We start from the raw sequence: 18,278 nt of genomic DNA, 5'->3' as shown, positions 1-18,278 counted from the left end.
CGCCGGTCAGGCCACCGACCCGATCCGTCCCGCCGGTTCCGGTGCCGAGGTGACGTCGTGGTGGATGGGCGTATGCGCCCCGGTCAGCGAGACCCCGCTGCCGCCGCGTCTGTCGGCGACGATCTCCGAGACGATGGACAGCGCCGTCTCCTCGGGCGTACGGGCGCCGAGGTCGAGCCCGATCGGCGACCTGAGCCGCGCCAGCTCCAGCTCGGTGACGCCGGCTTCACGCAGCCGCTCGTTGCGGTCCAGGTGGGTCCGGCGGGAGCCCATCGCGCCGACGTACGCCACCGGCAGCCGCAGTGCGAGCTGGAGCAGGGGTATGTCGAACTTGGCGTCGTGGGTGAGGACGCACAGGACCGTACGGGCGTCCACGGCCGTCCGCTCCAGGTACCGGTGCGGCCACTCGACGACGATCTCGTCCGCCTCGGGGAAACGGGCGGGGGTGGCGAAGACCGGGCGGGCGTCGCAGACCGTCACGTGGTAGCCGAGGAACTTGCCCATACGGGCCAGCGCCGACGCGAAGTCGATCGCACCGAACACGATCATGCGGGGCGGCGGGACGGACGATTCGACCAGAACCGTGAGCGGTGCTCCGCAACGAGAGCCCTGCTCACCGATCTCCAGGGTGCCGGTGCGGCCGGCGTCGAGGAAGGCGCGCGCCTCGGCGGCCACCGTGCGGTCCAGCTCGGGGTGCGCGCCGAAGCCACCCTCGTACGAGCCGTGCGGGCCGTCCGCTCCGACGAGCAGGGCGCGGCCCAGCAGCTCCGCCGGGCCGGCGACGATCCGGGCGACGGCCGCCGCCTCCCCGCTCGCGGCGGCGGCCAGGGCCGACGCGTACACCTCACGGGCGGGATCCGACGCCCGTACCGGCGTCACGAGGATGTCGATGACACCGCCGCAGGTCAGGCCCACGGCGAAGGCGTCGTCGTCGCTGTACCCGAAGCGTTCGAGGACGGGCTCGCCGTCAGTCAAGGCCTGCCGGCACAGCTCGTACACCGCGCCCTCCACACAGCCGCCGGAGACCGAGCCGATCGCCGTGCCGTCGGCGTCCACCGCGAGGGCGGCGCCGGGCTGGCGGGGCGCGCTGCCGCCGACGGCCACCACGGTGGCCACGGCGAAGTCACGTCCCTGCTCGACCCACCGGTGAAGTTCGTCGGCGATGTCCAGCATCTCGGTTCTCCTTGGTGACGGTTGTACGGAAGGGGACGGCCCGGTGGGGGTTTCTCGCGCAGTTCCCCGCGCCCCTGAAAAGCGGGGGCTGCGCCCCCTGCTTTTCGTCTTTCAGGGGCGCGGGGAACTGCGCGACCAGCCCCCACCGGACCCGCACCCACCAACGCGCCGCCTACACCGTACCCGTGAGATGTTCCGGCCTCACCGGCGTCTTCGTCAGCTCCAGGCCCGTCGCGTTCCGGATCGCCGCCAGCACAGCCGGAGTCGACGACAACGTCGGAGCCTCCCCCACCCCCCGCAACCCGTACGGGGCGTGCTCGTCGGCCAGTTCGAGGACGTCGACCGGAATCGTCGGGGTGTCCAGGATCGTGGGGATCAGATAGTCCGTGAAAGAAGGATTCCGCACCTTCGCCGTCTTCGGGTCGACGACGATCTCCTCCATCACCGCGATGCCCAGCCCCTGGGTCGTGCCGCCCTGGATCTGGCCGACCACCGACAGCGGGTTGAGCGCCTTGCCGACATCCTGTGCGCAGGCCAGTTCGATGACCTTCACCAGGCCCAGTTCGGTGTCGACCTCGACGACGGCTCGGTGCGCGGCGAACGAGTACTGGACGTGTCCGAAGCCCTGGCCGGTGCGCAGGTCGAAGGGTTCGGTCGGCCGGTGCCGCCACTCCGCCTCGACCTCGACGGACTCGTCCCCCAGGACGTCCACCAGGTCGGCGAGGACCTCGCCGGCGTCCGTGACGACCTTGCCGCCCTCCAGGAGCAGTTCCGCCGTCGCCCAGGCCGGGTGGTACGAGCCGAACTTGCGGCGCCCGACCTCCAGGACCTTCTCGCGGACCAGCTCGCACGAGTTCTTGACGGCGCCACCGGTGACGTACGTCTGCCGGGAGGCGGAGGTCGAACCGGCCGAGCCCACCTGGGTGTCGGCGGGGTGGATCGTCACCTGGGTGACACCCAGCTCGGTGCGGGCGATCTGGGCGTGGACGGTGACCCCGCCCTGGCCGACCTCGGCCATCGCCGTGTGCACGGTGGCCACCGGTTCTCCGCCGACGACCTCCATACGTACCCGGGCTGTCGAGTAGTCGTCGAAGCCCTCGGAGAAGCCGACGTTCTTGATGCCGACCGCGTAGCCGACGCCCCGGACGACGCCCTCGCCGTGGGTGGTGTTGGAGAGGCCGCCCGGCAGCTGGCGTACGTCCGCCGCCTCACCCGCAGTCAGCCACTGCTGCTCCGGCGGAAGGGGCATCGCCTTGACGCGGCGCAGGAGTTCGGCGACCGGGGCCGGGGAGTCGACGACCTGGCCGGTGGGCAGGAGCGAGCCCTGTTCCATGGCGTTGAGGCGGCGGAACTCGACCCGGTCCATGCCCACCGCGTCGGCGAGCTTGTCCATCTGGGCCTCGTAGGCGAAGCAGGCCTGGACCGCGCCGAAGCCGCGCATCGCACCGCAGGGCGGGTTGTTGGTGTAGAGGGCGACGCAGTCGATGTCGACGTCGTCGACCACGTACGGGCCGACGCCGAGCGAGGCGGCGTTGCCGACGACCGCCGGGGAGGCGGAGGCGTACGCGCCGCCGTCGAGGACGATCCGCGCCTTCAGATGGGTCAGCTTGCCGTCCTTGGTCGCCCCGTGCTCGTAGGTGAGCTTCGCGGGGTGGCGGTGGACGTGGCCGAAGAAGGACTCGAAGCGGTTGTAGACGATCTTTACCGGCTTGCCGGTGCGCAGGGCGAGCAGACAGGCGTGGATCTGCATCGACAGGTCCTCGCGCCCGCCGAAGGCGCCGCCGACACCGGACAGCGTCATCCGGACCTTGTCCTCGGGCAGGCCGAGCACGGGCGCGATCTGGCGCAGGTCGGAGTGCAGCCACTGGGTGGCGATGTAGAGGTCGACGCCGCCGTCCTCGGCGGGGACCGCGAGGCCCGACTCCGGGCCCAGGAACGCCTGGTCCTGCATGCCGAAGGTGTACTCGCCGGTGACGACGAAGTCCGCGCGGGCGCGGGCCGCTTCGACGTCGCCGCGGACGATCGGCTGGCGGTGGACGATGTTGGGGTGGTCGACGTGGGCGAAGTGGTGGTCGGTGCGGTCGTCGTGGACGAGGATCGCGTCCGGCGCGGTCGCGGAGGCCTCGTCGGTGATCACCGGCAGTTCGCGGTACTCGACCTTGATCTTGGCGGCGGCACGGCGCGCGGTCTCCGGGTGGTCGGCGGCGACGATGGCGACGGGTTCGCCGTGGTGGCGGACCCTGCCGTGGGCGAGGACCGGGGTGTCCTGGATCTCCAGGCCGTAGTTGCGCACGTCGGTCGGCAGGTCGTCGTACGTCATGACGGCGTACACGCCGGGCAGTGCGAGGGCCTCGGCCGTGTCGATGGAGACGATCTCGGCGTGGGCGACCGTGGAGCGCAGGATCTGGCCCCAGAGCATGTCCTCGTGCCACATGTCGGACGAGTACGCGAACTCGCCGGTGACCTTGAGGGTGCCGTCGGGGCGCAGAGTGGACTCGCCGATGCCGCCCTTGGTGTGCGAGCCCTGGGTGACCTTGGTGGGGGTCCCGAGGGGAGTGTTCCTGCCGGGCATGTCAGACCGCCTCTCCCTGTCGGGCCGCCGCCAGCCGGACCGCGTCCATGATCTTCTCGTAGCCCGTGCACCGGCACAGGTTGCCCGACAGCGCCTCGCGGATGTCCGCGTCGGTCGGGTTCGGGTTCTGCTCCAGCATCTCGTCGGCGGCGACCAGCAGACCGGGCGTGCAGAACCCGCACTGGACGGCGCCGGCGTCGATGAACGCCTGCTGGATGGGGGCCAGTTCAACGCCCTCGCCGGTCTGCGAGTCGGCGGAACCAGTGGGCTGCCAGCGCTTGGCGGCGTCAAGTGACGTACCGCAGGCGCCCGTTCCGCAACTCCCGTGTTCCGTACGCTGCTTGGCGTAGTCGGCGAGTCCCTCGACCGTGACGACCTCGCGCCCTTCGACCTGTCCCGCGGCGACGAGGCACGAGCACACCGGGACGCCGTCGAGGCGGACGGTGCACGATCCGCACTCGCCCTGTTCGCAGGCGTTCTTCGAACCCGGCAGGCCGAGCCGCTCCCGCAGCACGTACAGCAGGGACTCGCCCTCCCACACGTCGTCGGCCTCCTGCGGCCGGCCGTTGACCGTGAAATTGACGCGCATTACGCCACTCCCTCCGTGCGGGCGGCGGTGCCGCGGTACGACTCCCAGGTCCAGGTCAGTGTGCGCCGGGCCATCACGCCGACCGCGTGGCGGCGGTAGCTCGCGGTGCCCCGGACGTCGTCGATGGGATTGCAGGCGCCCGCGCACAGGTCCGCGAACTGCTTGGCGACCGACGGCGTGATGATCTTCCCGTTGTCCCAGAAGCCGCCCTCGTCGAGCGCCGCGTTCAGGAATTCCTCGGCCGCCTTGGCCCGTACGGGTGTGGGCGCCGCCGAACCGATCCCCGTACGGACGGTCCGGGACTCCGGGTGCAGCGCGAGCCCGAAGGCGCAGACCGCGATGACCATGGCGTTGCGGGTGCCGACCTTCGAGTACTGCTGGGGGCCGTCCGCCTTCCTGATGTGGACGGCGCGGATCAGCTCGTCGGGGGCGAGCGCGTTGCGCTTCACCCCGGTGTAGAAGTCGTCGATCGGGATCAGCCGGGTGCCCCGTACGGACTCGGCCTCGACCTCCGCGCCGGCGGCGAGCAGCGCCGGGTGGGCGTCACCGGCCGGAGAGGCGGTGCCGAGGTTGCCGCCGACGCCGCCCCGGTTGCGGATCTGCGGAGAGGCGACCGTGTGCGAGGCGAGGGCCAGACCCGGCAGCTCGCCTCGCAGGTGCTCCATGATCCGGGCGTACGGTACCGAGGCGCCGAGCCGCACGCTGCTCTCGCCGGTCTCCCACTCGTACAGGTCGCCGACACGGGTCAGGTCGAGGAGGTACTCGGGCCGGCGGTGGTCGAAGTTGATCTCGACCATCACATCGGTACCGCCCGCGATCGGCACAGCGGTGGGGTGCTCGGCCTTCGCGGCGAGCGCCTCCTCCCAGCTGGCGGGGCGAAGGAAATCCATGACCGGCTCTTTTCCTCTTCGTCGCGTACGTCGTGCCGATGGCTTGTTCATGTGCTGTTCACGGGGGATGAGATCAGTACACAGGGCTGTCCACCGCCTGGGTCAGTCACGGAAACCATGAAGGAGTTGGCTGGCCAGGACGATCGTCTTGTAGATTCGTATGAACAGAGGCCATCAGTAACCTCTCTGATTTTCCCCGGAAACAGTGATCGCCGCGCAGGCGGAAAAAGCGCGGCTCGCAAACAGAACGGCGGCGACGAGAATGCGGCTGCGCGCACTGCTGGACACCGATGCGCTGGGCCTGACGCTGCTCGGCGGCGAGGACGAGCTGGACCGCACCGTGCGCGGGGTGATGACCACCGACCTCAGGGACCCCAGCCGCTATCTCTCGGGCGGCGAGCTGGTGCTCACGGGTCTGGCCTGGCGCCGGGACCCCGGGGACTCGGAGCCCTTCGTACGGCTCCTGGCGGGGGCCGGGGTCGCGGCGCTGGGCGCCGGTGAGGCCGAACTGGGGAGCATCCCGGACGATCTGATCGCGGCGTGCGTCCGGCACCGGCTGCCGTTGTTCGCGGTGCACGAGTCGGTCGCGTTCGCGACGATCACCGAACATGTCGTACGGCAGGTGTCCGGCGAACGCGCCGGGGATCTGGCGGCCGTCGTGGACCGGCACCGCCGGATGATGACCTCGGGCCCGGCGGGCGGCGGCCCCGATGTGGTCCTGGACCTGCTCGGCACCGACCTCGACCTGCGCGCCTGGGTCCTCTCCCCCGCCGGACGCCTCATCGCGGACTCGAAGGTCTCCGGCCCCGCCCCGGCCCCCGAGGTGTGCGCGGCGCTGGCCGCCGAACACCTCATGGCGGCCCGCACCGGCAGACGCGGACCCCATCGCGTGGCGGTCGGCGGTACGACGTACTCCCTCTTCCCCGTCCGCGCGAGCGGCCGTACCGCACCGCAGGGGGGTTCTCGGGACGTACGCGAGACCCTGCTGTCCGACTGGCTGCTCGCCGTCGAGGCGGACGCCGGGGACTGGCCGGCGGAGCGGCTCGATCTGCTGCAGGGCGTCACCCAGCTGATCGCGGTCGAACGCGACCGGCGCGACGCGGCGCGCACGGTACGGCGGCGGCTCGCCGAGGAGGTCCTGGAGCTGGTGCAGTCGGGCGCCGCGCCGACCGAGATCGCGGCCCGGCTGAGGGTCGCCGCGCCGGTGCTGCTGCCCGGCCTCGGCGCGGCCCCGCACTGGCAGGTCGTCGTGGCGCGCGTGGACTGGGCGGGCGGCGAGGTCGAGGGCGGTCCGGTGGCGCAGGCGTTGCTGGAGGAAATTCTTGTCGACCCGCTTCTGACGGGCCCGGAGCACTCCGACCGGATCGCCGTGGCCCATACGGGGGACGAGGCGATCGCCCTCGTACCGTTGCCGGCGGTGTCGTCGGAGCACGACGGTTCGGAGACGGGAATTCTGGCCGAAAAGCTGCTCGCCGTTGTGCGGGACCCGCTGTCCGCCGGCCTGGACGACGACGGACGGCTCACCATCGGTGTCAGCGCGCCCGTGCACTCGGCCGAAGGGCTGCGCGGGGCGCTCGAGGAAGCCCGGCACGCCCGCCGGGTGGCCGCGGCGCGGCCCGGCCGGGTGTGCGCGGCGGGCCACCAGGAGCTGGCCTCGCACGTGCTGCTCCTCCCCTTCGTCCCGGACGACGTGCGCCGCGCCTTCACCGCCCGCCTCCTCGATCCCCTGCGGGACTACGACCGACGCCACCGCGCCGAGCTGATACCGACGCTGGAGGCGTTCCTGGAGTGCGACGGCTCATGGACGCGGTGCGCCACGCGACTGCATCTGCATGTCAACACGCTGCGCTACCGGGTGGGGCGGATCGAGCAGCTGACGGGCCGTGATCTGTCCCGGCTGGAGGACAAGCTGGACTTCTTCCTGGCGCTGCGCATGAGTTGAGCGCGACCGTCCCGGGACACGGGGAGGAGGTGCGGGCTGGGGGCACGGACTGAGGGTGCGGACTGGGGGGTGCGGGGCGTGCGGTGCTGGCGCGCGGACGCGGCGCGCGCCGGGGGGGGCCGGTCGCTCGGCAACCCCGGCGCTTATTCTTCCCCGACTTTGTGAATTCTTTCACCTACCCTCTTGGCCCGGCACCGGGATTCGTGCTGAGATGCCGCCACCACTCAACAAGCTCGATGGCGTGCTCGGGGAGGGCAACGTGGCGTACACCGCCATGTCTGGTTCCGGAACGACCTCTGGTGACGATCCACTCCAGACCGCGGTATGGCGGCTGCGCTCACGCGCCTGCTGGGCGGACGCGGCGGCCCTGCTCGACGCCGCCACCCCCGACGCCTCGCTCCAGCGGGCCGCGCTGCTGGTGGAACGCTGCCTCTACACCGAGCAGGGCTGGCAGGAGGCCGAGGACGCGCTCCGTGCGGCGGAGGCGCTCGCCCAGAGCGACGACGAGCGCGGCGCGGCGGCCTGCGAGCGCGGGCAGTTGGCGTACGCGGCCACCCTGCTCGGCGTACGGGACCGCGCCGACGAGGCGCGGGCCGCGCTGGGGCGGGCGGCGGCGCTGATCCCTCCGGGGGCTTCGGGGCGGGCGGTGCTGGACTTCCGGCGGGGGCTGCTGGCGGAGAACCTGGCGCGTTCGCCGCAGGCCGCGCGGGCCGCGTACCGGCGCGCCCACGCGGGGGCCACCGCGCATGCCGATCCGCTGCTGCTGTCGTTCACGTGGCGCCATCTGGCCGGGCTCGCCCTGCGGGACGGGGAGTTGGCGGAGGCGCGGCACGGGTTCGGTGAATCGCTGCGGATTCGGGAGGAGTTGGGGTATCTGGTGGGGACGGCGCCCGCGTTGGCCTCGCTGGCCGACGCGGAGTCCGAGCCGGAGGCCTCGCGGCTGCGGGCGGAGGCGGGGCGGTTGTTTCGGTTGCTCGGGGGTGTTCCTACGTGGCTGGCGCGGCAGTTGGCTCCGCCGGCGGCTTCGGCGTAGGTGCGGTTGCGGTTGCGCTGCGGGGTGGGGTGGTCCGGGTCGCATGGCGGGTGCGGGTGCGCTGTGGCTTGTCGCGCAGTTCCCCGCGCCCCTGAGGTCAGGTCAGTGAGCGCCTGTTACATGGTTCCGCGTCAGTGACTGAACCAGCTGTACGTCTCTGTCGATCAAGGCGTCCAGCAGGGTTGTGTGGGCTGCCGCGTCTTTCATGAGGGCTGCTCGGCCGGTGTCGGCCTTCGTGTCCACCAGGGGCCATTGGGCTCGGCGGTGGAGGTCGTCGGCTATCTGGACCAGTTGGGTGTTGCCGGAGAGGGACAGGACCGCGCGGTGGAAGGCCCGGTCGGTCTCCGCGTAGGTGGCCCGGCAGCCCGTGGACGCCGCGCGTGCCGTCGCCTCCGCCAGGGGGCGGAGTTCCGTCCAGCGTTCGGCGGGCACCGTACGGGCCAGCCGGAGCAGCACCGGGAGTTCGATCAGGGCCCGGATCTCGGCCAGCTCGGCCAGCTCGCGGGCGCCGCGTGCCACGACGCGGAAGCCCCGGTTGGGGACGACCTCGACGGCCCCCTCCAGCGCGAGCTGCTGCATCGCCTCGCGGACGGGCGTCGCGGACACCCCGAAGCGGTCGCCCAGGGCGGGGGCCGAGTACACCTCCCCGGGGGCCAGCTCGCCCCCGACCAGGGCGGTGCGCAGCGCGTCGAGGATCTGGCCGCGCACGGAGGAACGCTGGACGACGGGGCGTGCCCGCTCGGCGCGCGGCAGGGGGATCGGTGCCTCGCTGTGCGTGTGCTCGCCCCGGGCGCCGGCCACCGGCGTACCCGCTGCGGCGTCCGGACGGGCCGTCGGGCCGCTCGCGGCGGGGCGTCCCCGGTTCACGTCGGCGGCCCTGAGCTGCTGTGGGACGCGTGCGGCGGCCGGCTGTGAGACCGGGGCCCCGGTGTCGGGCGAGCCGTGCGCGCCCTGCGGGCCGGCGTGCTGCACGGGGGCCTCCTCCGGGCTAGATGGCACCTTGACGGCACATGGGGTCATTACGGCGGGTTGTTACTCGCCCGTCAAGCACCATAGGCGCACATTCCGTCAGTTCAAATCCCGATTCGAGTCCGGGTTCGGATTTGCGCCGCGCCCCGGCCGGATCCGGTGTTGGATCCGGATCACCCCACAGCCAGAATGGATAAGGTAAGGCTTACCTTTGATCTTCGAGTCATCCACGAGATTCGGTGGTCCCCGCATGTCCGCTCCCGCCCAGATCATGCCCGGCCGGCTCCGGTCCGCCGTCACGGATGCGTACGACCGGCTCGCCGCGGCCTACCCGGACGCGGCCGTCATCGAGCTGGGCCCCGGGCAGCCGCATCCGCGCGGCGCCGGATGGGTGCGGGCCGCCGGTCTCGCGGCCGGCGACGGCGACCTCGACTCCTTCCTCGCCTGGGACGACGAGCAGGTGCTGCGGGACTACGGGCAACGGGGCCGCCCGGACGTCGTCGCCGGTTTCGGCCTGCACCGGTACGCGTGGACGGCCTGTCTGCTGATCACCGTGCCGTGGCTCCTGCACCGCCGGGTGCCCAGACTGCCCGTCGAGAACGTCTCCTACCAGCGCACCGAGGGTCGCTTCGCCGTGCGCACGGGCACCTTCGCCTGCCTGCCGGACGATCCGGCGGCGGCCCTGCCCGGCGCCCGGGTCGTCGGCGACGAGGAGGCGCTGCGCGCGGAGGTACGTGAGGCGCTCACCGAGCATCTGGAGCCGCTGCTCGGCGGCTTCGGGCCGCGGATGCGGCGGCGCGGCCGGGCGCTGTGGGCCGTGGTGACCGACGACGTCGTGGAGGGCCTGCATTACATAGGACAGGTCGTCGGGGAGGGGGAGCGGGCGCAGCGGGAGCTGGAGCTGCTGCTGCCGGGTTCGACGCGGCCGTTCGTCGGGACGGCCGGGTTCAGGGAGGTGGCCGCGTCGGACGGGGCGGCCCTGCCCGTTCGAGACCGGGTCAGCTGCTGCTTCTTCTACACGATCCGGCCGGCCGAGATGTGCGACAACTGCCCGCGGACCTGCGGGAACGGCCGTATCGCCAAGCTGACGGGTGCCGCCGCGAGTTGAGACCCCCTCAGCAGGAGGACCCTCCCCCCGCGGTCCGGCATGGCGTGCCGTAGTATCGCCGCCGTAAGATCATGTTCGAATGAGGGTCCCAACGGTTACAGCCACTTCACAAGTTCCTCACTTGCCGCAGGAACTTTCCGTGGAACCACCCGTACGGGTAGTCTTATTCGAACTCAACTCCCGCCCCTCAAGCGGCAGTTCGAGCAGAATGTCGCCCTGAGCATCCCCTTGCACCTCCTTAGGCGGCCTCTTGCCCCGAAACCCCCTGAGGGCTGAGGGGATTGGGCCACTATGGCGGGCGTTACGCCCTATCCCAATGCAAGGGACCCCAGATGAGACTGACCGACATATCGCTTAACTGGCTGCTTCCGGGCGCCGTACTGCTCCTGGGCGTGCTGGCGGCGGTGGCGGTGCTGGCGCGCGGCAAGCGCTCCTCCGGGGCGAAAGCGAGCCAGGACGACTCGTGGGAGCGCACCGAGGAACGCCGTAGGCGCAAGGAAGCCGTTTTCGCCACCGCTTCCTATGTACTCCTCTTCTGCTGTGCGGCGGTCGCCGCGGCGCTCTCCTTCCACGGCCTCGTCGGCTTCGGCGAGCAGAACCTGAACCTCACCGACGGCTGGCAGTACCTCGTCCCGTTCGGTCTGGACGGAGCGGCGATGTTCTGCTCCGTGCTCGCGGTGCGCGAGGCCAGCCACGGTGACGCGGCCCTCGGCTCCCGGATACTCGTATGGCTGTTCGCGGCCGCGGCCGCCTGGTTCAACTGGGTCCACGCGCCCCGGGGTCTCGACAACGCGGGCGCCCCGCAGTTCTTCGCCGGCATGTCCCTGTCCGCCGCCGTCCTCTTCGACCGCGCGCTGAAGCAGACCCGCCGTGCCGCCCTGCGCGAGCAGGGTCTGGTGCCGCGTCCGCTGCCGCAGATCCGTATGGTCCGCTGGGCGCGGGCGCCCCGTGAGACGTACAAGGCCTGGTCGCTGATGCTCCTCGAGGGTGTCCGCAGCCTGGACGAGGCGGTCGACGAGGTGCGCGAGGACCGGCGCCAGAAGGAGCAGGCGCGACTGCGCCGGCGTGAGCAGGAGCGGGCCGAGCGCGCGCACCTCAAGGCGATCAGCCGGGGCCACCGCGGCCCGTTCGGCGGCGGTGGCGGCGGCGGTCAGTCCGTCGAGGTGGAGCGGGCGCCCGCCCAGGTCACCTCGGAGCCTGCCATATCCTCCGCGGAGCAGCTGCCCCTGCGCGCCCGTCCCTCCCTTCAGCCCGTTCGGGGCAGCAGTGACTCGATCACTGTCGACCTGACGGCGGAGGACGACACGATGGCCCTGCCCCGCCTGGACAGCCTGGAGCGCAAGCTCCGGGACCTCGAGCAGCAGTACGGCTGAGCAGGTGCGGCACTGCTGAACACGAGTTGAGCGCGAGTCGAGCGCGAACCGATATGGGGGCGTGGCCTGTTCAGGCCGCGCCCCCGTTCAGTTCGAACCACACCGCCTTGCCCACGCCGTGCGCCTGGACTCCCCACGCGTCGGCGAGGGAATCCACCAGCACCAGACCTCTGCCGTGCGTACCCTCGTCGGCGACCGGTGCGCACAGCCTCGGCCTGCGTCCCACGAAGTCCCTTACCTCCACGCGTAATCCGCGCGGTGAGACGGTGGCCGTCAGCACCGCGTCACGGTCGGTGTGGACCAGCGCGTTGGTCACCAGCTCGCTGGTGAGCAGTTCCGCTATCTCCGAACTGCCGGGCCTCCCCCAGTGCCGCAGCAGCTCACGCAGCGCTCTGCGGGCCTCCGGCACCTCCCGCAGATCCGAACAACCCAGCCTGCGCCTCAATTGCGACGCCTCCCCCCGGTCCGCGCCATCGCCCGCGCCATCGCCGCTGTCGAAGCCGATGCCGATGTCGTCGTCAATGCCGTCGTCGATGTCGTCGTCGATGTCGATGTCGTTCTCGGTCGTTTCCTCCGCCGTTTTCGCCGAGAAGGCCCCGATGGTTACGGGACCGCCCCCTCCTGCCTGCCTCTTCATGACCCCCGCCCGGACGCCGGTGTAGTCCCCTCCTGATCGAACGCGTTCACGGGATCCATGCCCGCGACCTGAACACGGCAGTCATGTCGAATTCTCAACGGCCGGATGTACGGGGCTGGTTGGACCGTCACCGATCGGATCAGGACATCGACGGCGCCCCTCGGACGCTGCGGGAGGGGCGTCTGGAGCGGACGCTGCGACAGTTCACGCGCCCGTCCAGCGTGGGACGGGCGCGTGAGGGCGGCGGATCGGCCGAACCGTCCAGTACGGGCTGCCGATCCGGCCGTAGGTCACTTCCCGCCGATTCCCTTCGTGCCGGTGTTGATGGTCCGCCGCGAGCTTTCCATGGCCGGTCAGTAGAGCTTCTTGACCCCTGGGGACGCTGGGCAGCCTGTCCGCCCTGTCCGCCGACCGTTCCCCGCCCACGGACGTCATCGCCAAGTCCCCGAAGCAGGTCCCTCCGCCGCCCGCCGCGCAGGACGCCGGGGTGTGGGCGGCGAGCCGGCACGCGGTGCACGGCGGTGACACCAACGTCGAGATCTCGGTGCAGGGCCGGACGTCGACCGCCGTGGTCCATGGACCAGGGCTGCGGCGGCTCCCTCACTCCCCGGTACTTCTCCGTCGACCTCGACAAGGACCGGCCCATCGCCCGTTCGACAGCCGGCGACGACGTGGGGACGCCGATCCCCGCGGTGCAATCGCCCGCTCCGGGCCAGCGGCATCAAGGGGCTGCCCCGCTACTGGTACTCGGAGCGCGAGCGGGCCCCGCGCACGGACTGAGCAGCCCCTCCCCCTTCAAGCGCGCCCGCTCACGCCTCCCAGACAGCGGCGGCCGTACGGTCGTCCGCGTACCCCTTGACCCGTACCTGGGTGTCCGCGAGGAACGCGGCGAGGCCGGGCGGGGTGGGGCCCGACCAGCGGTCCGTGAGGTACTCGCACAGCTCGGGCTCGCCGCGCAACGGGTCGGCGAGGCCCCCGGTGCACAGCAGGAGCGTGTCCCCGGGGCGGGCGACGGAGGCGCGGAAACGGAAGGGCTCCCGGGGTGGCTCGGGGGCGGGCTCGTACGGGCTCGGGGGCGTCGTGATCCCGAGGTCCATGGTGAGCCGGTCTCCGTCCGGGGTCTCGTGGGGCGGCGAGCCGAATCCGACGACCGGCTCACCGGCGGGGATTTCGGCGACCCTGGGTTCGATGTCGTGCCATTCGCCGTCCCGGAGCCGGAACAGTCCGCCGGCGCCGACGCCGAAGAAGACGCGGGTACGGCAGTCGGGGTCGGCGGGGAGCAGGAGGCAGCGCAGGCCCGCGGTGTACTCCTCGGGTTCGATGCCCTGTTCGGCGGCGCTCGCCCGGAGCTTGCCGAGGCTGCGGTCGGTGAGCCGGTGCAGCCCCGACTTGAGGTCGCCCCGCCGGGCGGCGCGGAGGTCCTCGGCGAGCCGCACATGGCTGCGCCCCACCGCCCGGCCGATCCAGTGGCACGCCTCGGCAGCGGCCCGGTGCGCGCCGGGCGTGGCTCGGGCGCCGGTCGCCATGGCGATCAGGACGAGCGCGTGGTCGCCCGATCCGAAGCGGGCGGTGAGGAGGGAGTCACGGCGGGGCTCGCCCCTGAAGCGCGCGGAGTCCCCGCGCAGGGAGACCGCGCGGAGTGTGCAGGCACCGTACTGCGCCCCGTCGAGCACGGTGTCCGCGACGAGGTCTTCCAGGCCGTCGGGGTCGGCGGGCGGAAGGGCGGTGGGTTCGGGCGCGTAGGTGGGCGGGCCCGAACCGACGTGGTCGACGGCGCCGGGAGGTGCGACGACGGCGATGCCGGAGGAGGCGTACCCGGGTGCGCCGGGGTCCTTCGGCGCGTGCGCCGGGACGGCGGGGAGGTCCCGGCGGGTGGGGGTACGGAGGGCGGCGGGCCCGTCCTGGGCGGGGGCGGCGTCACGCGGCGGCTCGCCGGGCGGGCTGCCCGCCCAGCCGGACCGCGGGGCCGCCTCCAGGCCGTCGTCCCCGGAGGGCGCCGCCGAAAACCCGTCCCGCGCGGGCGCGGACACGATGCCGGGCGGGACATCCGGCGGCGGAGCGTCCCATACGGCACGGGTGGCGTCGACCGGGCTCGATGCCTCGGGACCGGATGCCCCGCCACCTCCACGGGCCGGTGCCGGTGCCGCTTCCCCGCCGGGTCGTTCCGGGGCGCCCGTGGGGTTCTCCGAGGGCGGTGTTCGATCAGGGGCGGGCGGGGTCGGTGGGGGCGGCGGTGGGGGCGGTGGGTACGGGGTGCGGGTGTCGTCGGGTGGTGGGGAAGGGGTGGTGTTCCGGAAGCCCAGTGGGAAGGTCGTGGGGCCCGAGGGCATGGCGGGTGGCGGCTCCCAGGGGGCTCTGGGCCGGCCTGGGCCGGGCTCGCTGCCCCGCCCCGCGTCCCACGTCCCGTACGAGGCGGCGCCGCGCTGGGGCGGGACCCCTGGGCCGCCGGGTGCCTCGTACGGCAGCGGCGATGGTGGTGACGGGGATGGTGGTGACGGCGACGGCAGGGCCTCCCGCTCCAGGTCGTCCCATGTCTGCCCCGCCTCGGAGAGGCTCTCGCGCCCGAACACCGGGTCCGCCTTCGTCGCGTCGACCGTGCCCGACGCCGAGGCGAACCGGTCGTCCAGGGAGTCGCCCGCGGCCGTGGGCCCGGTGTCCTCGGTGGAGTCGTCGTACAACTGCCCCCACCAGTCGTCCTCATGACCGGTGGACCTCTCCCCCTGCTGGCTCATGCCGCCAATTGTCCACCGTATGGGCCGGTTGAAAACGGGGCATCCGGAAAATCCGGCGGGGCGTTCCGTCGGGAACGGCGTGTTCGACGGCGTGTCGGATGACATGGCGAACATGCGACCGAAACCAGTCGTCGGGCGGCCCTCCGATCCGCCGTACCGACGATGATGTACGGGACAGCGGGAGCGAGACGTTGGGGACGTGGGCGGAGGGCGGCACCCGGTGCTTTCGGCGATAGGCCTGGACGAGGCGCACGAGTCGGCGTACCGGGCCCTGTTGGCCGCCGGCGCCGCCGATGTGCCGGAGCTCGCGCGACGACTCGCACTCGGTGAGTACGTCACCGAGCGCGCCCTGCGCGGGCTGGAGCGGCACGGGCTCGCCGCTCGTTCGCCGTCCCGGCCCGGCCACTGGGTCGCCGCACCGCCCGGCGTCGCGCTGGGTGCCCTGCTCACTCGGCAGCGGCACGAACTGGAGAGGGCGGAACTGGCCGCCGCGCTGCTCGCCGAGGAGTACCGGGCGCGGTCCGCCCAACCCGCCGTACCCGACCTGGTCGAGGTGGTGACCGGCGCGGCGGCGGTCTCCCGGCGGTTGGCGCAGCTCCGGCTCGGTGCGGGCGGCGAGGTGTGCGCGCTGCTCGCCGGGAAGCCGGTGGACGTGATCGGCCCGGAGGTCGGGGCGGAGGAGCGGTCCAGCGCCCCCGGGCTCGATCACCGCGTGGTCGTCGAACGTGCCGTGCTGGAGCTGCCCACCGGCGTCACCGGCCTGACCGCCGCGCTGAGCCGGGGCGCGCGGGTCCGGGTCGTGGACCGGGTGCCGGCCGAGGTGGTGATCGCGGACCGCTCGCTCGCCGTCGTCCCCCTCACTTCCCGTACGACGGAGCCGGCGGCGTTCGTCGTCCATGCCGGTGAGCTGCTCGACCTGCTGTCGGCCCTGTTCGAGTCGGTGTGGCGGGACGCGCTGCCGCTGCGCCTCGGCGCCGCCGGGGGCATGGCGGACGACGACTTCACGGAGGGTACGCCGGACCGGCCCGACGCGGCGGACCTGGAGATCCTGTCCCTTCTCCTGGCCGGGCTGACCGACGCGAGCGTGGCCAGACAGCTGGACCTGGGGCTGCGGACCGTACAGCGCCGGGTGAAGCGGCTGATGGAGCTGACGGGCGTGACGACCCGGCTGCAGCTGGGCTGGCACGCGTACGAGCGGGGCTGGATCACCCGCGACGGACGGCCCTGACCCCGCCTGCTTCCTTCCCTGACCTGCGGTTTCCTTCGCTCTCCGGCAGGCTGGGCAGATGGGAGTGTGGGATCTCCTGCTGATCGGCCTGGTGATGCTGTTCGGGCTGTGCGGAGTTCTGTTGCCCGGGGTGCCGGGGTCGTGGCTCGTGTGGGCCGCGGTCTCGTGGTGGGCGCTGAAGGATCCGCGGGCGGTTTCGTGGTGGGTGCTCGTGGGCACGACCGTAGTCCTGTTCCTGTCCCAGGTGGTGCGCTGGCAACTCCCCCCGCGCCGACTGCGGGCGAGTGGCGCGACCCCCCGGATGGCGGTGTACGCGGGGACGGGCGCCCTGCTCGGCTTCTTTCTGCTGCCGGTGCTGGGCGCGGTCCCCGGGTTCGTGGGCGGTGTCTATCTCCACGAGCGGCTACGGCTGGGCCGGCACCGCGAGGCGGTCGCGGCCGTACGGAGGGTGATGCGGGCGGGCGGTACCAGCGTTCTGGTCGAACTGTTCACCTGCCTGCTGATCATGGGAGCGTGGCTGGGCGCCACGTTCTGGGGCTGACGCACCGGCTCACAGACCCCGGAGATCGGCCAGGTCGACCGAGTCGGCCATGGCCCGCATGCCGGCGGCGTTGAAGTGGAGATGGTCGCCGGAGTCGTAGGCGCCGCGCATCCGGTGCGGGAACGCGGGGTCGCGGACGGCGGCGTCGAAGTCGACGACCGCGTCGAAGAGACCGCCGCCACGGATGACGCTGTTCACCTGCCGACGGACGGACTCATGGGCCTGACTCCACCGGGCATGGCCGCCGTACGGGGTGATGGTGGCGCCGATGACGCGGATGCCGTGGGCGTGGGCGCGGGTCACGAGCGACTTGTAGGCCTGCTGGAAGGCGCTCGGGACGGTCTGCTCGGGGGTGCCGTTGATGTCGTTGACGCCCTCGAACACGATCAGCGCGCGCACCCGGGTCCGGGAGAGGACGTCGGCGTCGAAGCGGGCGAGGGCGCTCGGGCCGACGCCGTCGAGGAGGACGCGGTTGCCGGAGACACCCGCGTTGAGGACGCCGAGGCGGCGGCTCGGGGGCAGGGCGGCGAGCCGGTCGGCGAGACGGTCGGGCCAGCGGCGGTTGACGTCGGAGGCGGTGTTGCCGCCGTCGGTGAGGGAGTCGCCGAGCGCGACCACACTGCCGGCGGCGGGCGCGTCGAGGACGTCGACGCCGGTGACGTAGTACCAGGAGCCGAGGGTCTTGGTGTAGGCGTCACCGTCCTCCAAGGCGGCCCAATTACCTTTCGGCGCAAGGAAGTTGGTCTGCCTGGCCGCCCGGTGGTAGGTCATCGGGCCGGAGTCGCCCGGAGTGTGGACCGTGACGAGCAGATTGGCGCCGGCCGGTACGGCGAGCGCGACGGTGTCGGTGACCCGGTCCTGCCCCGCCGGGATCGTCACCGTACGGGCGCCCGCGAAGGTGGCCGTACGCATCGAGCCGGGTTGGGCGTCCGGACTCTTCGGCTCGCCGAGCGCCTGGAGAGCGACGGTGACGGCGCCGAGGCGCAGCGGCTTGGTGCCGAGACGGTTGCTGAGCCGGACACGCAGCGCGCTGCCGCCGACGCTGATGTGCAGGACGTTGCGGATGGAGGTGTCGGGTTTGGCCGGAACGGTGCCGGACGCGGCGGCCTCCCACGTCCCGGTCCATACCCGAGGGACGGGAGTCTCCCGACCGAGGGAAGGCCCGGGGGCCGGGGGCGGTACGGAGACACTCCCCGAGTCGGCTCTCGCCACGGGCGGGACGATCGCGAGGGCGGTCACAAGGGCCGCGAGGATGTGCCGAACCATGATCGCGCGGGTCATGTGCGCATGGTTGCCCGGCCGATCGGCCACCCCAACGCACCCATCACACCCATGGCGGCACGCACGTACGTTCGCCCGTACACCCACCGCAGCCCCCGGGCGGGGTCGGGGGCGCAGCCCCGGGCGGGGTCGGGGCGCAGCCCCGGGCGGGGTCGGGGCGCAGCCCCAGGCGGGGTCGGGGCGCAGCCCCAGGCGGGGTCGGGGCGCAGC

Annotated in this window: 14 protein-coding genes and 2 pseudogenes; 7 read left to right on the top strand and 9 right to left on the bottom strand. The window is 72.5% G+C overall.

All coding sequences use genetic code 11. The features are described from left to right. Positions 1-6 precede the first annotated feature (6 nt). The 4 genes from ABZ855_RS07905 to ABZ855_RS07890 all read right to left on the bottom strand — a co-directional run bounded on the left by ABZ855_RS07905 (position 7) and on the right by ABZ855_RS07890 (position 5,224). On the bottom strand, positions 7-1,173 hold the full coding sequence (locus ABZ855_RS07905) for an XdhC/CoxI family protein (RefSeq protein ID WP_360802688.1): 1,167 nt from the start codon (positions 1,171-1,173) through the stop codon (positions 7-9). Between the two features lie 172 nt (positions 1,174-1,345). After that, positions 1,346-3,745: a molybdopterin cofactor-binding domain-containing protein gene (locus tag ABZ855_RS07900; protein WP_360802685.1), complete on the bottom strand. Its 2,400-nt coding sequence runs from the start codon at positions 3,743-3,745 to the stop codon at positions 1,346-1,348. A gap of 1 nt (position 3,746) precedes the next feature. Beyond that, a complete protein-coding gene (locus ABZ855_RS07895; protein WP_360802682.1) occupies positions 3,747-4,334 on the bottom strand; it encodes a (2Fe-2S)-binding protein in 588 nt (195 codons plus the stop codon). Continuing rightward, entirely contained in the window at positions 4,334-5,224 is an 891-nt protein-coding gene (locus ABZ855_RS07890) for a xanthine dehydrogenase family protein subunit M (protein WP_360802679.1), read from the bottom strand. Before ABZ855_RS07890 ends, ABZ855_RS07895 begins: the two co-directional genes overlap by 1 nt. Before the next feature lie 262 nt (positions 5,225-5,486). Here ABZ855_RS07890 and ABZ855_RS07885 point away from each other — a divergent pair, with 262 nt between their 5' ends. Together ABZ855_RS07885 and ABZ855_RS07880 are read left to right on the top strand one after the other, a co-directional pair. After that, positions 5,487-7,166 carry a PucR family transcriptional regulator ligand-binding domain-containing protein gene (locus ABZ855_RS07885; protein ID WP_360802676.1) on the top strand — a complete coding sequence of 560 codons (1,680 nt, stop codon included), beginning with the start codon at positions 5,487-5,489 and terminating at the stop codon, positions 7,164-7,166. A gap of 259 nt (positions 7,167-7,425) precedes the next feature. Then, positions 7,426-8,199 (top strand): hypothetical protein, encoded by a 774-nt coding sequence (locus ABZ855_RS07880; RefSeq protein ID WP_360803410.1) that lies wholly within the window; start codon positions 7,426-7,428, stop codon positions 8,197-8,199. 102 nt (positions 8,200-8,301) lie between these two features. On the opposite strand, the gene ABZ855_RS07875 is transcribed toward ABZ855_RS07880, so the two are convergent. Next, a complete protein-coding gene (locus tag ABZ855_RS07875) occupies positions 8,302-9,171 on the bottom strand; it encodes a GntR family transcriptional regulator (RefSeq protein ID WP_360802673.1) in 870 nt (289 codons plus the stop codon). Between the two features lie 247 nt (positions 9,172-9,418). On the opposite strand from ABZ855_RS07875, the gene ABZ855_RS07870 reads away from it, so the two are divergent. Together ABZ855_RS07870 and ABZ855_RS07865 are read left to right on the top strand one after the other, a co-directional pair. After that, entirely contained in the window at positions 9,419-10,276 is an 858-nt protein-coding gene (locus ABZ855_RS07870) for a (2Fe-2S)-binding protein (RefSeq protein WP_360802670.1), read from the top strand. A 332-nt stretch (positions 10,277-10,608) separates the two neighbouring features. Further along, entirely contained in the window at positions 10,609-11,649 is a 1,041-nt protein-coding gene (locus ABZ855_RS07865) for a DUF2637 domain-containing protein (RefSeq protein WP_319200439.1), read from the top strand. A gap of 70 nt (positions 11,650-11,719) precedes the next feature. On the opposite strand, the gene ABZ855_RS07860 is transcribed toward ABZ855_RS07865, so the two are convergent. Then, positions 11,720-12,154, bottom strand: coding sequence for an ATP-binding protein (locus ABZ855_RS07860; RefSeq protein ID WP_360803407.1), 435 nt, complete (start codon positions 12,152-12,154; stop codon positions 11,720-11,722). Positions 12,155-12,716: 562 nt separating this feature from the next. Here ABZ855_RS07860 and ABZ855_RS07855 point away from each other — a divergent pair. Then, positions 12,717-13,066: pseudogene (locus ABZ855_RS07855) on the top strand (transcriptional regulator); the annotation flags it as partial. A gap of 29 nt (positions 13,067-13,095) precedes the next feature. Here the strand turns inward: ABZ855_RS07855 and ABZ855_RS07850 are convergent. Then, the gene (locus tag ABZ855_RS07850) at positions 13,096-15,018 is read right to left on the bottom strand and encodes a protein phosphatase 2C domain-containing protein (RefSeq protein ID WP_360802665.1); all 1,923 of its coding nucleotides are present in this window, start codon (positions 15,016-15,018) and stop codon (positions 13,096-13,098) included. Positions 15,019-15,238: 220 nt separating this feature from the next. On the opposite strand from ABZ855_RS07850, the gene ABZ855_RS07845 reads away from it, so the two are divergent. Together ABZ855_RS07845 and ABZ855_RS07840 are read left to right on the top strand one after the other, a co-directional pair. Next, the gene (locus ABZ855_RS07845; protein WP_360802662.1) at positions 15,239-16,246 is read left to right on the top strand and encodes a helix-turn-helix domain-containing protein; all 1,008 of its coding nucleotides are present in this window, start codon (positions 15,239-15,241) and stop codon (positions 16,244-16,246) included. 58 nt (positions 16,247-16,304) lie between these two features. Then, positions 16,305-16,787, top strand: coding sequence for a DUF456 domain-containing protein (locus tag ABZ855_RS07840; protein WP_360802659.1), 483 nt, complete (start codon positions 16,305-16,307; stop codon positions 16,785-16,787). Positions 16,788-16,796: 9 nt separating this feature from the next. Here ABZ855_RS07840 and ABZ855_RS07835 read toward each other — a convergent pair whose 3' ends face one another. Together ABZ855_RS07835 and ABZ855_RS07830 are read right to left on the bottom strand one after the other, a co-directional pair. Then, a complete protein-coding gene (locus ABZ855_RS07835; protein WP_360802656.1) occupies positions 16,797-18,068 on the bottom strand; it encodes an SGNH/GDSL hydrolase family protein in 1,272 nt (423 codons plus the stop codon). Then, a pseudogene (locus tag ABZ855_RS07830) lies at positions 18,065-18,278 on the bottom strand (hypothetical protein); the annotation flags it as partial. The gene ABZ855_RS07835 and the pseudogene ABZ855_RS07830, both read right to left, overlap by 4 nt.

Source organism: Streptomyces sp. NPDC047042, from assembly GCF_040644035.1.
Taxonomy (GTDB): domain Bacteria; phylum Actinomycetota; class Actinomycetes; order Streptomycetales; family Streptomycetaceae; genus Streptomyces.
The sequence above is the reverse complement of the archived record's forward strand: the minus strand, read 5'-3'. Positions and strand labels throughout refer to the sequence as shown.

Excerpts from the sequence above, each read along its gene's own strand:
- ABZ855_RS07905 (WP_360802688.1), bottom strand. The coding sequence starts at position 1,173 with ATGCTGGACATCGCCGACGAACTTCACCGGTGGGTCGAGCAGGGACGT.
- ABZ855_RS07900 (WP_360802685.1), bottom strand. The coding sequence starts at position 3,745 with ATGCCCGGCAGGAACACTCCCCTCGGGACCCCCACCAAGGTCACCCAG.
- ABZ855_RS07895 (WP_360802682.1), bottom strand. The coding sequence starts at position 4,334 with ATGCGCGTCAATTTCACGGTCAACGGCCGGCCGCAGGAGGCCGACGAC.
- ABZ855_RS07890 (WP_360802679.1), bottom strand. The coding sequence starts at position 5,224 with ATGGATTTCCTTCGCCCCGCCAGCTGGGAGGAGGCGCTCGCCGCGAAG.
- ABZ855_RS07885 (WP_360802676.1), top strand. The coding sequence starts at position 5,487 with ATGCGGCTGCGCGCACTGCTGGACACCGATGCGCTGGGCCTGACGCTG.
- ABZ855_RS07870 (WP_360802670.1), top strand. The coding sequence starts at position 9,419 with ATGTCCGCTCCCGCCCAGATCATGCCCGGCCGGCTCCGGTCCGCCGTC.
- ABZ855_RS07865 (WP_319200439.1), top strand. The coding sequence starts at position 10,609 with ATGAGACTGACCGACATATCGCTTAACTGGCTGCTTCCGGGCGCCGTA.
- ABZ855_RS07850 (WP_360802665.1), bottom strand. The coding sequence starts at position 15,018 with ATGAGCCAGCAGGGGGAGAGGTCCACCGGTCATGAGGACGACTGGTGG.
- ABZ855_RS07840 (WP_360802659.1), top strand. The coding sequence starts at position 16,305 with ATGGGAGTGTGGGATCTCCTGCTGATCGGCCTGGTGATGCTGTTCGGG.
- ABZ855_RS07835 (WP_360802656.1), bottom strand. The coding sequence starts at position 18,068 with ATGACCCGCGCGATCATGGTTCGGCACATCCTCGCGGCCCTTGTGACC.